Origin of the sequence: Alteraurantiacibacter aestuarii (assembly GCF_039523595.1) — a bacterium.
GTDB classification, from domain to species: domain Bacteria; phylum Pseudomonadota; class Alphaproteobacteria; order Sphingomonadales; family Sphingomonadaceae; genus Alteraurantiacibacter; species Alteraurantiacibacter aestuarii.
In genome coordinates this window covers 409,996-423,740 of record NZ_BAAAFP010000002.1, presented here as the reverse complement: position 1 = coordinate 423,740, position 13,745 = coordinate 409,996, and the positions used below count along the sequence as shown (strand labels likewise).

13 protein-coding genes are annotated in these 13,745 nt (G+C 63.3%); 9 read left to right on the top strand and 4 right to left on the bottom strand.

Features of this window, described 5'->3' with window-relative positions; translation table 11 throughout:
• Positions 1–95: 95 nt before the first annotated feature.
• Entirely contained in the window at positions 96–554 is a 459-nt protein-coding gene (locus ABDZ98_RS05715) for a hypothetical protein (RefSeq protein ID WP_160589447.1), read from the top strand.
• Entirely contained in the window at positions 554–865 is a 312-nt protein-coding gene (locus tag ABDZ98_RS05710; RefSeq protein WP_160589446.1) for a transcriptional regulator, read from the top strand. The genes ABDZ98_RS05715 and ABDZ98_RS05710 overlap by 1 nt, the downstream gene beginning before the upstream one ends.
• 4 nt (positions 866–869) lie before the next feature.
• Here ABDZ98_RS05710 and ABDZ98_RS05705 read toward each other — a convergent pair whose 3' ends face one another.
• Positions 870–1,733: a MipA/OmpV family protein gene (locus ABDZ98_RS05705; RefSeq protein ID WP_237437313.1), complete on the bottom strand. Its 864-nt coding sequence runs from the start codon at positions 1,731–1,733 to the stop codon at positions 870–872.
• A gap of 69 nt (positions 1,734–1,802) precedes the next feature.
• Positions 1,803–2,399 carry a DUF2585 family protein gene (locus ABDZ98_RS05700; RefSeq protein WP_202385895.1) on the bottom strand — a complete coding sequence of 199 codons (597 nt, stop codon included), beginning with the start codon at positions 2,397–2,399 and terminating at the stop codon, positions 1,803–1,805.
• A gap of 81 nt (positions 2,400–2,480) precedes the next feature.
• On the opposite strand from ABDZ98_RS05700, the gene ABDZ98_RS05695 reads away from it, so the two are divergent.
• From ABDZ98_RS05695 to ABDZ98_RS05670, 6 genes are all read left to right on the top strand, one after another.
• A complete protein-coding gene (locus ABDZ98_RS05695) occupies positions 2,481–3,251 on the top strand; it encodes a DUF2059 domain-containing protein (protein WP_160589445.1) in 771 nt (256 codons plus the stop codon).
• Between the two features lie 105 nt (positions 3,252–3,356).
• Positions 3,357–4,550, top strand: a complete 1,194-nt coding sequence (crtY, locus tag ABDZ98_RS05690) for a lycopene beta-cyclase CrtY (protein WP_160589444.1) — start codon at positions 3,357–3,359, stop codon at positions 4,548–4,550.
• Positions 4,550–6,082 carry a phytoene desaturase gene (locus ABDZ98_RS05685; protein ID WP_160589443.1) on the top strand — a complete coding sequence of 511 codons (1,533 nt, stop codon included), beginning with the start codon at positions 4,550–4,552 and terminating at the stop codon, positions 6,080–6,082. The genes crtY and ABDZ98_RS05685 overlap by 1 nt, the downstream gene beginning before the upstream one ends.
• A gap of 10 nt (positions 6,083–6,092) precedes the next feature.
• Complete coding sequence (locus ABDZ98_RS05680; protein WP_160589442.1) at positions 6,093–6,686, top strand: LOG family protein; 594 nt, start codon at positions 6,093–6,095, stop codon at positions 6,684–6,686.
• Positions 6,687–6,736: 50 nt separating this feature from the next.
• Complete coding sequence (locus ABDZ98_RS05675) at positions 6,737–7,804, top strand: phytoene/squalene synthase family protein (protein ID WP_337190139.1); 1,068 nt, start codon at positions 6,737–6,739, stop codon at positions 7,802–7,804.
• Positions 7,801–9,747 carry an acetyl/propionyl/methylcrotonyl-CoA carboxylase subunit alpha gene (locus tag ABDZ98_RS05670; RefSeq protein ID WP_160589440.1) on the top strand — a complete coding sequence of 649 codons (1,947 nt, stop codon included), beginning with the start codon at positions 7,801–7,803 and terminating at the stop codon, positions 9,745–9,747. Before ABDZ98_RS05675 ends, ABDZ98_RS05670 begins: the two co-directional genes overlap by 4 nt.
• Here ABDZ98_RS05670 and ABDZ98_RS05665 read toward each other — a convergent pair.
• Complete coding sequence (locus ABDZ98_RS05665; RefSeq protein WP_160589439.1) at positions 9,725–11,203, bottom strand: glycerol-3-phosphate dehydrogenase; 1,479 nt, start codon at positions 11,201–11,203, stop codon at positions 9,725–9,727. The genes ABDZ98_RS05670 and ABDZ98_RS05665 overlap by 23 nt on opposite strands.
• Complete coding sequence (locus ABDZ98_RS05660) at positions 11,200–12,453, bottom strand: multidrug effflux MFS transporter (protein ID WP_160589438.1); 1,254 nt, start codon at positions 12,451–12,453, stop codon at positions 11,200–11,202. Before ABDZ98_RS05660 ends, ABDZ98_RS05665 begins: the two co-directional genes overlap by 4 nt.
• A gap of 108 nt (positions 12,454–12,561) precedes the next feature.
• Here ABDZ98_RS05660 and dinB point away from each other — a divergent pair, with 108 nt between their 5' ends.
• Positions 12,562–13,704 carry a DNA polymerase IV gene (gene dinB, locus ABDZ98_RS05655; RefSeq protein WP_160589437.1) on the top strand — a complete coding sequence of 381 codons (1,143 nt, stop codon included), beginning with the start codon at positions 12,562–12,564 and terminating at the stop codon, positions 13,702–13,704.
• Positions 13,705–13,745: the final 41 nt, after the last annotated feature.

Sequence of the window (13,745 nt, the reverse complement as noted above, 5' to 3'; positions counted from 1 at the left end):
GGAGGCGATCACTCACTTTCCGAATTGGAAAGTTATTACTTGCCGAATCGGAAAGTCGAATCTAATTACTTTCCAACTTGGAAAGTGAGGTTCCCGTGAGCAACAATATTCCCACCCCTGATGAAGCCCGCGCGGTGCTTGCCAGCACCGACGATACCCGCAGAAAGCTCGCCGCCGCTGGGCATAATCCGCCAGTCAGGCATCTCGTTTTTGGCCTGATACTCGCCTTCCACAATGCACTGCCGCTGATGAACTGGCTCAATCCTCTGCTGGCTCTCCTGCTTTTCGGCCTGGCGATTTATGCAATCTACCGCTGGGACCTCAAGTCATATGGTGTGTTCGTCAATGGCCTGCGCCGAGGGGCGACATTGCCAGTGACAATCCTTGGAATTCTCGGCCTGATGGGACTGTTTTCAGCGCAATTGGCCCTGAAGGCCAATGGCGCGGACAGCTGGATCCACTATTCTCTTGTGGCCGCAGCCTTTGCGTTCGGAACTGGTTTCAGCGTCTTGTGGTCGCGGGCATTTAGGCGCGAGATGGGAGATGACAGCTAATGCCTCTCTCCCTTGATCCACACCTGCACCAGCCCGCCCGCCTGCAAATTGCGACCGTTCTGGGTACAGTCGACAAGGCCGAATTTGCCAAGCTTCGCGAGATTACCGCGGTCAGTGATTCCGTGCTGTCGAAGCATCTCGCCGCGCTTTCGGACGAAGGCTATGTCAGGCTCAGCAAATCACCCGTGAACGGTCGCTCCCGCACATGGGTGAGTTTTACCCGCGCCGGGCGCAAGGCATTTGCCGACCATATGAAGGTGCTGCAGGCCCTCGTTGCCAGTGCAGAAAGGGCTGCGGCGCAGGATAGCTGAACCTTTAGAACGTGTACCCCACGCCCAGCGCGCCGAAGAACTGGTTGGCCGATCCGCGCACGCTGGTGAACGGGCTGCGTTTGGCACCGCCCAGCATGCGGGAATATCCGGCTATGGTGACGATGCCCCAGCCGCCATCGGTCAGATCGCCATTGAGATCGAAGCCCAGCAACAGCGTGGCGCCCGCCTTGTTGAAGCCGCCGCCTGCGGGACTGAACACCGGAAGCTCGCCCAGTGTGGCGACATTCTGCGCCGGGCTGACGGCGTAGTAATAGTCGCGGAAATCGCCGTCGCCATATTCGGCGCCCAGCGTCAGCGATGCGGCAATCGCCTCGCTCAGCGGGGTGAAATAGGCGATTGAGGGATCGACCACCATGCCGCCATGCGCACCGGCCACGTCCCACCGCAGATCGGTGGTTACGGTCAGGCTGTCATAGGGATTGAACACGGCGGGAAAGCTGATCCCGGCGGTTGGTCCCACTTCGATGGCGCGGTCCAGCTTGCCCAGCGATTTGACCACCGGATCGGCGATCTGCATCGCCCGGTCGCTGCGCAGCCTTGCGGTGATGCCGAAATCGAAGCCCACGCCATTATCGGGATCGGGAATGAAATCCAGCGCCAGACCGGCTGCGCGCGGGTTGATATCCACCCCGCCAAGCGATCCCTGCACGATCGGCATGGGGGTGATCACATAATCGTCAGACCCGGCATAGGACGGGCTGACACCGGCGCCAAAGCCGATGGACAGGTAATCGCCCGAATAGACGGTGTCGGCGTAGGGATCGGCGGGAGCCACATCCTGCGCCTGCGCGGGCATAGCGAGCGCGGCGGCGGCCACGGCACTTGCGGCGGCGAGATGTCTGATCATGCTGGATGTCCTGTCAATGTCACACAATGAACGGATGGATGGCCCGCTGGTTCCTGTTTCACGCTGGTCCTACCCGCCCGCCTGCCACGCCGCCACAGCATCGACTGGCCACACCAGCATCAGCACGTTGAGTGTCAGATTATCGCGGATCACCGCCAGCGCCAGCAGTTCCAGAAACAGCCCCAGCGCTACGCTCGCCCATGCAGGCAGGCGCAGGGCGACCAGGAAGCCCAGCGTCATCCAGCCGATATCGGACGCCGAATTGACGATGGAATCGCCCGAATATCCCCAGCTGATCGTCACCTCGCGGTAGCGGTTGATGATCAGCGGCGTGTTCTCGGCAATTTCCCAGGCCGCCTCCACCAGCACGGCAATCGGCAGGGCAAAGCGTGCGGGCATGCCGCCAAACAGCCGCCACTTGCTCCACAGCAGCCATGCAACCCCTGCCATGATCAGCCCGTGAGTGAAGTGGCTGGGGGCGTACCAGTCGCTGATGTGCTGCGAATTTTCCGGCGATTCCACCACCCCGTGCCACAGCTTGATCGTGCCGCAATCGCACATCGGCGGGCGGCCCATCGCAAACAGCACCGCAACGGCGATGATGAAGACCGCCAGCGCCGCCATCCACGCCGACCGGTGCGGCCACAGTACTCTGGCTTGTCTCATCGAGTTTCCCAAATAGCGCCTGAATAAAACATCACCATCGCAGACACTTGTTTCTCTGGCCGAAGCATATAGCAAGAGGGGATGAAGACATTCCGCACGATAGCGCTCGGCGCGCTGGCCGCTCTTGCCTCTATGGCAACACTCACCCTCTCCCCCCTTACGGCTCAGGCGCAAGACACCTCGGCGCAGGCAGGGGCCGCTGTCGATGTGCACGGCGACCTGTATGATGCGATGAACGAGGGCATTGACGACGAGATGGTGCTCAACAGCCTGGTGCGTCAGGTGGCCGAACAGATCAGCCAGTCAAGCCCGCAACTGGCTACGATGGAAGCGCAGAACCCCGGCCTGGTGCTGGAACTGATACAGGCGCTGCGCCCGGTAATGCGCGATTTCCGTGACCGCGGGCAGCGCAAGTATGAGCCGCAGTTCGTGGATATATTGCGCGATCTGTTCAGCGATCAGGAGGCGGTGCAGCTGGCCGGTTTCTACCGCTCGGACCTTGGCCGCCGCCTGCTGATCAGCGTTTCCGCCAATGTTCAGGCGGAGCAGGCCATCGATCAGGCGCTGGCCGAGACGGACATCACCGCCGATGCGCTGGATGCGGGCGACCGGATAACGGTCAACCGGTCCGTGGGGGCCTTCATGGCGGGCCTGTCGGATGAGGAAATGGAGGAGATGGCATCGCTGGCGGTGCGCATGCCATCAATCAGCCGCATGCCCGAATTCCAGCAGCGATCGCTGCCCGTGCGCGTGGCGATGGAGAATGAACCGCTCTCCGCCGAGGAAACGCGCCTGATAGAACAGGCCGTGATCAGCGCGTTCGAAAAATACCGCGAACGCACGCAGGGTTGATCGCGGCGGGCAATTCGGGCCAGTTCAGGCCGCCCACCCTGACCTGAAGGCACCCTGACCTGAAGTCCGGTTGCGCGGCCATGCCCATGCGCTAAGGCAGAGGCCATGAGCGGGCGAACTTGCGATATTGCCATTGTCGGCGGCGGGCTTTCGGGCGGGCTGATTGCCCTGGCATTGACACGCCACCGGCCCGAGCTGACGCTGCGCCTGATCGAGGCCGGACCGGCGCTGGGCGGCAATCACCGCTGGAGCTGGTTTGCCAGCGATCTGGACCAGCGCGGCACTGCCCTGCTGGACAAGATCCGCCAGACCGTGTGGGAAAGCGGCAATCAGGTGGCCTTTCCCGGTCACCGCCGCCAGCTTTCAGCGCCCTATTTCTCCATGGCATCGGAAGATTTCTCCGCCGCGCTGGAGCGCGAACTGCCTGACGGGACGATCATGCTGAACCGGCGCATTTCCTCGCTCGATGCTGGCGGCGTGGACCTGCCTGACGGGCAGCGCATCACCGCGCGCTGCGTGGTGGATGCCAGGGGGTTTGCCCCCACACCCCACCTTTCCGGCGGCTGGCAGGTATTCATGGGGCGGCATTTGCGCTGCCCCGCCGCGCACGGGATGGACCGGCCGATGATCATGGACGCGCGCGTGCCGCAACTGGGCGGCTACCGCTTCGTCTATGTCCTGCCGCTGAGTTCGCACGAGCTGTTTATCGAGGACACTTATTACCAGGACAGTCCGCAGCTTGACCGCTCTGCCCTGTCCTCCCGCATTGACGAATATTGCGCTCTGCACGGCTGGAGCGGCGAGATCCTGGGCTTCGAAACCGGTGTGTTGCCGGTCATCACCGGCGGCAGTTTCGCTCGTTTTCAGGCGCAGCACCGCGCGCCGGGCGTGGCGGTGGCGGGAGCGCGCGGCGGCTTTGTCCACCCGCTCACCAGCTACACCCTGCCCTTCGCCGTGGAAGTGGCGCTGGCGATTGCCGATGATGCAGATCTGCCGGGCGATCAGCTGACCGCCAAGCTGGAGGCGCGCGCGCGCCGCCACTGGAAAACCACCGGCTTTTATCGCCTGCTTGGCTCCATGCTGTTTGGCGCGGCGCGGCCCGAGAAACGCTACCGCATATTCGAGCGCTTCTATCGCCTGCCCGAAGCCCTGATCGAGCGCTTTTATTCGGGCCGCTCCACCTTTGCCGACCGCGCACGCGTTCTGATCGGCAAGCCGCCCGTTCCCCTCCGCCGCGCCATGTCCGCCTTGCTCAGCGCGCGCCCTCCCCTGATCGACAGCCAGAAAAGAGACGTGTGATGAGTACTGCCAAGGGTCGCTCCGCAAACCGAGAAGCCAGTCCGAAAGCCAGTCCGAAAGCCTGTGTGATCGGCGCCGGTTTCGGCGGCATGGCGCTGGCCATCCGCCTGCAGAGCGCAGGCATTGCCACGACCGTGATCGAAAGCCGCGACAAGCCCGGTGGCCGCGCCTATTTCTGGCAGAAGGACGGCTTCACCTTCGATGCCGGTCCCACCGTGGTGACCGATCCCGATTGCCTGCGGGAGCTGTGGGCATTGTCTGGCCATGACATGGCCGAAGACGTGGAGCTGATGCCGGTGATGCCGTTCTACCGGCTCAACTGGCCCGACGGGACCAATTTCGATTATTCGAATGACGAGGCCGGGCTGCGCAAGGAAATCACCAAGCTCGATCCCGCCGATGTCGCCGGATATGAGGCGTTCCTGGACTATGCCGCCGGGGTTTACGAGGAAGGCTATGTCAAGCTGGGCACGGTGCCCTTCCTCAACTTCAAGAGCATGATCAAGGCCGCGCCCGCGCTGGCCAGATATGGCGCATGGCGCAGCGTCTATTCGGTGGTCAGCAAGTATATACGCAGCGAAAAACTGCGCGAGGCGCTCAGCTTCCACACGCTGCTGGTGGGCGGCAATCCGATGAAGACCAGTTCCATCTACGCGCTGATCCACAAGCTGGAAAAGGACGGCGGCGTGTGGTGGACACGGGGCGGCACCAACCGCCTGATCGCCGGAATGGTCCGTCATTTTGAGCGGCTGGGCGGCACCATGCGGCTGGGCGACGGGGTGGAACGGATCGAAACGATCGGCAAGCGCGCCAATGCCGTGCACACCAGATCGGGCTGGACAGACACCTTCGATGCGGTGGCCAGCAATGCCGATATCATGCACAGCTACCGCGATCTGCTGGGCACCAGCCAGCGTGGCAAATCGATGGCGAAATCGCTTTCACGCAAGAGCTTTTCACCCGGACTGTTCGTGGTCCATTTCGGCATAGAGGGCACGTGGCCGGGCATCCCCCATCACATGATCCTGTTCGGCCCGCGCTATAAGGGCCTGCTGGATGACATCTATGACAAGGGCGTGCTGCCGGCCGATTTCTCGATCTACCTGCACCACCCCACCGTGACCGATCCCAGCATGGCGCCAGAGGGCAAGAGCACCTTCTACGCGCTGGTGCCCGTGGCCCATATGGGCAAGCTGACGGTGGACTGGGACGTGATCGGCCCGCAGCTGGAAAAGCGCATCCTGGACGAGGTGGGCCGCCGCCTGATCCCCGATATCCATGACCGCATCGTCACCAGCTTCCATTATGCGCCAAAGGACTTTGCCCAGGACCTGAATGCCCATCTGGGCAGCGCCTTCAGCCTTGAACCGCTGCTGACGCAAAGCGCATGGTTCCGTGGCCACAACCGCGACGATGTGATCGACAATTTCTACCTCGTGGGCGCAGGCACGCACCCGGGCGCGGGCATTCCCGGCGTTGTTGGCAGTGCAAAAGCCACGGCGGGGCTTATGATCGAGGACTTGTCACGCTAAGGTTGCTCGCATGAGCACGAAATTCAAACGTCTGGCCGTATATTGCGGCTCCGCCACGCCAGCCGATCCGCGCTATATCCAGCTGGCCCATGACGTGGGCGAAACGCTGGCCCGGCGCGGCATTGGCGTGGTGTATGGCGGCGGCAAGGTGGGGCTGATGGGCGCGGTATCCGATGCCGCGCTGGCCGCTGGCGGCGAAGTGATCGGGGTGATCCCCGAAGCGCTGGAAAACCACGAACTGTCCAACCGCAACTGCACCCATCTGCACGTCGTTTCCGGCATGCATGAACGCAAGCGCATGTTCACCGATCTGTCCGATGGCTTCATCACCCTGCCCGGCGGCGTGGGCACGATGGACGAGCTGTGGGAAGCGGTCAGCTGGGCGCAGCTGGGCTATCACGCCAGTCCGGTGGGGCTGCTCAATGCCTTTGGCTATTATGACGGGCTGATGGAATTCAACCGGCAGATGGCCGAAACCGGCTTTGTCCGCGAAGCGCACCGGGACATCATCATCGAGGGTTCTACGCTTGATGATCTGCTGGACAGGATGGCGCGCTTCACCCCCACCACCAACGTGCTGCAAATACGCAGCGAGGATCTGTGAAGCCGCCCCGCGCCAAATCGCGCCCGCGCACGCTGGTGCCCTCGCGCCATATCAGGGAGACGCCGCGCCAGAGCGGCGGCGGACGCCAGCGCGACGCCTTGATCGAACGCGCGCGCGAATCGATAGAACAAGGCTCCAAAAGCTTCGCCGCCGCCTCCAAGCTGTTTGACCGCGACACGCGCGACCGGGCGCACCTGCTCTATGCCTGGTGCCGCCGGTGTGACGATATTGCCGACGGGCAGGACCATGGCGGCACGCTGAAACTGGACGGCAGCGATGCACGCAACCGGGTGGAGGCAATCCGCATCCTCACCCATCGCGCGCTGGACGGCCAGCCGACTGCGGAACTGGCTTTCGATGCGCTGGGGCAGGTCGCCGCCGAATGCGGCCTCACCCGCGAAATGGCCGATGACGTGGTGGATGGCTTTGCGCTGGATGCCGCCGACTGGCGGCCGCGCACGGAGGGTGACCTGATGCGCTATTGCTTCCACGTCGCAGGGGCGGTGGGGGTGATGATGGCGCGCGTCATGGGCGTGGACAAGGACGACCACGATACGCTGGACCGCGCCTGCGACCTGGGCCTTGCCTTCCAGCTCAACAATATCGCCCGCGACATCTGGGAAGACGATGCGGCGGGCCGCTGCTACCTGCCGGTGGAGTGGCTGGTGGAAATGGACATTCCGCCGGGCCAGCACATGAAGCCGCAATACCGGGCCGCTCTGGCGGAACTGGCAAGGCGGCTGGTGGACCTGGCCGAAACCCATGAGGCTGCCGCAAGACTGGGCGCGGCGCGGCTGCGTTTCCGCCACCGCTGGGCGGTGCTGTCCGCCTCCAATATCTATGGCGCGATCGGGCGCGAGGTGCGCGCACGCGGTGAGGCGGCGTGGGACCACCGCGTGCACACCTCCAGCATTGCCAAGATGGGCCATGTTGCCCGCGCCTTCACGCAGGCGCTGCGCAAGCCGGAACAGCCCGAGGCCATGCCCAAATGGACACGCGGCGCGCTGATGGTGATGGCGCGCATGGATGCTCCGCCTGCGCCCATGCCGATGACGCCGCTGCGCGATGAAGGGGTGCGCCCCGCCACACCGCCCGCCACACCCAGAAACCCGGCATGATCACCAGTCTCCTCATCGCCAACCGGGGGGAGATCGCCTGCCGCATCATCCGCACCGCGCGCGCCATGGGCATTCGCACGGTGGCAGTCTATTCGGATGCCGATGCCAGGGCGCTGCATGTGCGATCCGCCGACGAGGCAGTGCATATCGGCTCCTCCCCCGCCACCGAAAGCTATCTGCGCGGTGAGGTGATTATCGCCGCTGCCCTCCAGAGCGGCGCAAAGGCGATCCATCCGGGATATGGCTTCCTGTCGGAGAATGCGGATTTTGCCCGCGCGGTGGAGGAAGCGGGCCTGATCTGGGTCGGCCCGGCACCCGAAAGCATAGAGGCGATGGGCCTGAAAGATGCCGCCAAGCGCCTGATGCGCGCTGCCAATGTGCCGGTAACGCCGGGCTATGACGGGGCCAACCAGTCGGCAGATGTGCTGGCGGAAGAGGCGGACAAAATCGGCTATCCGGTGCTGATCAAGGCCGTGGCAGGCGGCGGCGGCAAGGGCATGCGCAAGGTGGATGCCGCAGCTGACTTCGCCGCATCGCTGGAAAGCTGCCGGCGCGAGGCGAAGGCCAGTTTCGGCAACACCGATGTCATTCTGGAGAAATGGATCACCAGCCCGCGCCATATCGAGGTGCAGGTGTTCGGCGACACGCACGGTAATGTCGTCCATCTGTTCGAACGCGACTGTTCGCTCCAGCGCCGCCACCAGAAGGTGATCGAGGAAGCGCCCGCTCCCGGCATGGATGCAGCCACGCGCGAAGCCATCTGCGCCGCCGCCGTGCGCGCCGCCAGGGCGGTGGATTATGTCGGCGCGGGCACGGTGGAATTCATCGCCGATGCCAGCGAGGGCCTGAACGCGGACCGCATTTTCTTCATGGAAATGAACACCCGCCTGCAAGTGGAACACCCGGTGACCGAGGAGATCACCGGCGTCGATCTGGTCGAATGGCAATTGCGGGTTGCAAGCGGGGAAGCACTGCCGCTGCGGCAGGATCAGTTGAGCTTCAACGGCCACGCGATAGAGGCGCGGCTGTACGCGGAGGACCCGGCGAAGGGGTTTTTGCCCAGTACGGGGCGGTTGGAATATTTTGCGCTTCCCTACCTCACACGCAAACGCCGCTATCGCATCGAGACAGGCGTCCAGCGCGGAGACGAGATTTCACCATTTTACGATCCGATGATCGCCAAGCTCATCGTTCATGCCGATACCCGCCAAGGTGCGATCGAGGCGATGAAAGAGATGACCGCGAATGTTCAATGTTGGCCGGTCAAGACAAATGCCGGGTTCCTCAATCTGCTCCTCTACGATCAGGAGTTCGAGCAAGGGACAATGGACACTGGCCTTATCGGAGACAATCTCAATGATTACATTCCAGATGTAGAGGCGTCCGAAAATGCTCTGCAATCAGTGGCGCATCTGGTCGTCGACAGGTCCATCGGCGGAAATGCGACGGATATTCGTTCTACATATCAAAATACTGACGATGGGCCGTGGAGCATGAAGGGCTTCCGCCTGAACCGTGCACCGGCTGAGGTTTCAATTCGCCTTTCCGACGGACAGACCGACTACGCATTCGCATTTGCCGACCAGTCCATCGACGATAGTCTGTGGGTTGAAGAAACACCGCATGGATTCATTGTCACAGATGACGGTGTGACCCGCATGCTCCACATCGCTCGTACAGGTTCGGAGGGTCCCACCTCCGCCCACGACGGCGACATCATCGCCCCCATGCCGGGCAAGGTCATTGCGGTGGATGTGGCCGAGGGCGATGTGGTGACAGCAGGCCAGCGGCTGCTGGTGCTGGAAGCGATGAAGATGGAACATGCGCTGACCGCTCCCTTTGCGGGCACGGTAGTGGAGCTGTCCGCCAGCGTCGGCGCGCAGGTTCAGGTGGAGGCGCTGCTGGCCAAGGTAGAGAAGGCTAAGACCCCAGAAACTGGGTGAGCGCGGCCTTTTCGCTATCGTCCATATGCAGGCCCAGCTTGGTGCGGCGCCACAGGATATCATCGGCGCTCACCGCCCATTCCTCCTCGCGCAGATAGGTGACTTCGGCCTCGCTCAGCCCGGCGCCGAAATTGCGGCCAAGGTCTGCCCAGCCCTTGGCATCGCCCAGCCACAGGATCGCATCGAGGCCGTAAGCACGCGCCAGTCTCTTGGCCTCGCCCTTGGAGAGGAAGGGATATTCGCGCAGCAATTCGCCCACCAGCAGGCTCTGTGCATCCTTGGGAAAATCGCCGCCGGGCAGCGCTGCATCCGCCGTCCATGCCGGGCCGGACAGCGCAGGCAGGCGCTTTGACAGCCGGTCCACCGCTTCCTCCGCCACATGGCGGTATGAGGTGATCTTGCCGCCATAAATGCCCAGCATCGGCGCGCCGTCCTCCGGCTCGCTCAGCACCAGCCGGTATCCGCGCGTGGCGGCTTCGGGACGATCAGTGCCGAAATCCACGAGCGCGCGCACGCCGGAATAGGACCAGACAATGTCAGCCTGCGTGATGTCCTTGAGGAAATAGCGGTTCGCCGCATCGCACAGGTAGCGCAGCTCCTCCGCGTCCGCATGGACATCGGTGAGCGATCCCTTGTGCTCGGCATCGGTGGTGCCGATCAGGGTAAAATCATCCTCATACGGGATGGCAAAGCAGATGCGCGTGTCGGGCTGCTGAAAGATATAGGCGTATTCGTGATCGAATATTCTGGGCACCACGATATGCGATCCGCGCACGCGGCGGATGCCGTATTTGGGCTTTGCCCCGGCCAGCCTGGCCAGATCGTCCACCGCCGGGCCTGCGGCATTGACCAGCGCATGGGCGGTAAAGCTCTCCCCGCCTGCCTCCACATGCCACAGATCGCCTTCGCGGCGGATCGCGGTGACGGGGCAATTGGTGCGGATATCCGCGCCGCGGCGCCGGGCATCCACGGCATTGAGCACCACCAGCCGCGCATCATCCACCCAGCCATCCGAATATTCGAAGCCGCTGGTATAGTCGCTCTCCAGCGGGCCGCCGGCGGGATGTTCGCTCAGATCAATGGCATCGGCATCGGGCAGGCTGCTCTTGCCGCCGATATGGTCATAGATGAACAGGCCCGCGCGCAGCTTCCAGTGGGCGCGCATGGCCTTGGACACCGGCAGCACAAAGCGCATCGGGCGGATGATATGCGGGGCGATGCTCCACAATGTCTCACGCTCCTTCAGCGCCTCCCTGACCAGGCCGAATTCGCGATATTCCAGATAACGCAGCCCGCCGTGCACCAGCTTGGTGGAATTGCCCGATGTGCCGCTGGCCAGGTCGCGCGCTTCCAGCAGCAGCACTTTTGCGCCGCGTCCCGCAGCATCGCGGGCAACACCTGCTCCATTCACTCCGCCGCCAATTACAACAAGATCAAAGGCGGCGGATGTGGTCACGGGACGGTATTCCTTCGTTGCGGAGCGTTCAGTCGGCGAAACAGTCTACCCTTCTCGCTGTAAAGCACCAGAGCCAGTGCCAGAACGCTGCAGATCAGCAGCGCATGGGCAAAGGGCTGCGCGGTGCCATCATAGGACTGGCCGATCACCAGCCCGACCACGGCAGCGCCGAACATGCGGAAGAAGGTCTGCACACTGCTGGCCGCACCGGCAATATGGCCGAAGGGTTGCAGCGCGATGGAACCGAAATTGGCACCCAGGAAGCCGAGCAGGGCTAGGTTGATCGCCATCAGCGGCAGGAACAGCGCCAGCGAATCCCCGTGGTAATGCGAAGCCCAGACCTGCAGGGCGCTGACAACGATGAACACCAGCACGCCGGTATGCGAAACCCGCCGCGCGCCAAATCTTTCCACGATGCGCGAATTGACGATGTTGGAGACCGCCATCATCGCCGCCGTACCGCCGAACACCACCGGGAATAACGTGCCCATCTTGAAATGCTCGCCGATCAGCTGCTGGGCGCTGTTCACATAGCCGAACACCGCACCCACCAGCAGGGTGACACCCAGGACATAGCCGATCGAGGCGCGCGTCATCAGCACGACCTTCATGTTGGCGGCGATCACCGGGACGTTGATCTCCTGGCGGTTTTCAGGCGCCAGCGTTTCCGGCAGACGCTTCCACGTCCAGACCATTGCCAGCGCGCCCATCAGCGCCAGGCCGATGAAGATCCAGCGCCAGCCGGCCACCAGCAGCACCGCCTGCCCCAGGCTGGGCGCGATCACCGGCACGATGATGAACACGGCAAAGACGATCGACAGCGTGCGCGCCATCTTGTCACCTTCGAACTTGTCACGAATGATCGCAGTGGGCGCCACCATCAGGCCGCCGCTGAGCAGGCCTTGCAACCCGCGCATGACCAGCAGCGTTTCGAAGTGGTGGACAAAGGCGATGATCAGCGAGGTCACGACATAGGACACCAGCGAGAACATCAGCACCGGCTTGCGCCCGAAGCGATCGGCAAAGGAGCCGGGCACAAGGCAGCCCGCGCCATTCGCCAGCAGGAACACCGCCACGATCAGCTGGCGCCGGTTGCCCTCCTCCGCACCCAGCTCGCGCGCGATTTCGTCGAGCGCGGGCAGCATGCCATCAATGGCCAGCGCATTCAGGCTCATCAGCAGGGCGATCAGCACCACCAGCTCGCGGCGGCCGATGGAACGGGGCGATTTGTGTTCAGGGATTGCAGACATGGCGCGCCCCTATACCGCAAGTGCGAAGGCCGGAAGTGTCAATTGTAAGTACCACTGACGATTTTGCCCGGTGGTGGCAGATTTCGCGCAGCACTGTAGATTGCACCAATGGCCGCATCCCCGCCCGATCCCGATGATGACGAAGCCCCCGGCGGCGATGAAATGGGCCTGCGCAAGATCATCCATATCGACATGGATGCCTTCTTCGCCAGTGTGGAGCAGCGTGACAATCCGCAATTGCGCGGAAAGCCCGTGGCGGTGGGCGGCGCTGGCGGGCGCGGCGTGGTGGCGGCAGCCAGTTATGAAGCGCGCAAGTTCGGTGTGCGCAGCGCCATGCCCAGCGTCACCGCCAAGCGCAAATGCCCGGAGCTGATCTTCTGCAACACCCGCTTTGACGTGTACCGCGAAGTGTCCGAGCAGATCCGCGCGATCTTTCGCCATCACACGCCGCACGTCGAACCGCTGAGTCTGGATGAGGCCTATCTGGATGTGACCGACGACCTGCACGGCATCGGCTCCGCCACGCGCATTGCCGAGCTGATCCGCGCGCAGATCAAGGAGGCAACGCAGCTGACCGCCAGCGCGGGCGTTTCCTACAACAAGTTCCTGGCCAAGCTGGCTAGCGACCAGAACAAGCCCGACGGCATGTGCGTGATCCGCCCCGGACAGGGCGCGCAATTCGTCCAGTCGCTGCCCGTCCGCCGGTTCCACGGGATCGGCCCGCGCGGGGCTGAGAAAATGGCGAAGCTGGGGATCGAAACCGGGGCAGACCTGGCGGCAAAGGATGCCGAATGGCTGCGCGCGCATTTCGGCAGTTTCGGCGAATATCTCTACCGCGCCGCACGCGGGATAGACCTGCGCCCGGTGCGCGCCAACCGCATCCGCAAATCCATCGGCGGGGAACGCACTTTCAGCGAAGACCGGTCCGACCCGGACGAATTGCGCGACACGCTGGAGCGGATCATCGACATCGTGTGGGACCGGATCGCCGAAAAGCAGGCGCGCGGACGCACGGTGACGCTGAAGCTGAAATACAACGATTTCCAGACCGCCACCCGCGCCCGGTCACAGGAGAAGGGCGTGGCGGACAAGCAGGCCTTCGCCAGAATCGCGCGGCAGATACTGGAGGACGAACTGCCCTTGCCGATGCCGATCCGCCTGATGGGCCTGACGCTGAGCAATCTGGAACGCGGCGACGGGGAAGCGCAGGACGAGCCGGCGCGCGACGATGCGCAGCTGTCACTGCTATAGCTGCCACCTGGAGCCAAAACCTGGATCCGACTTCCGCCTGG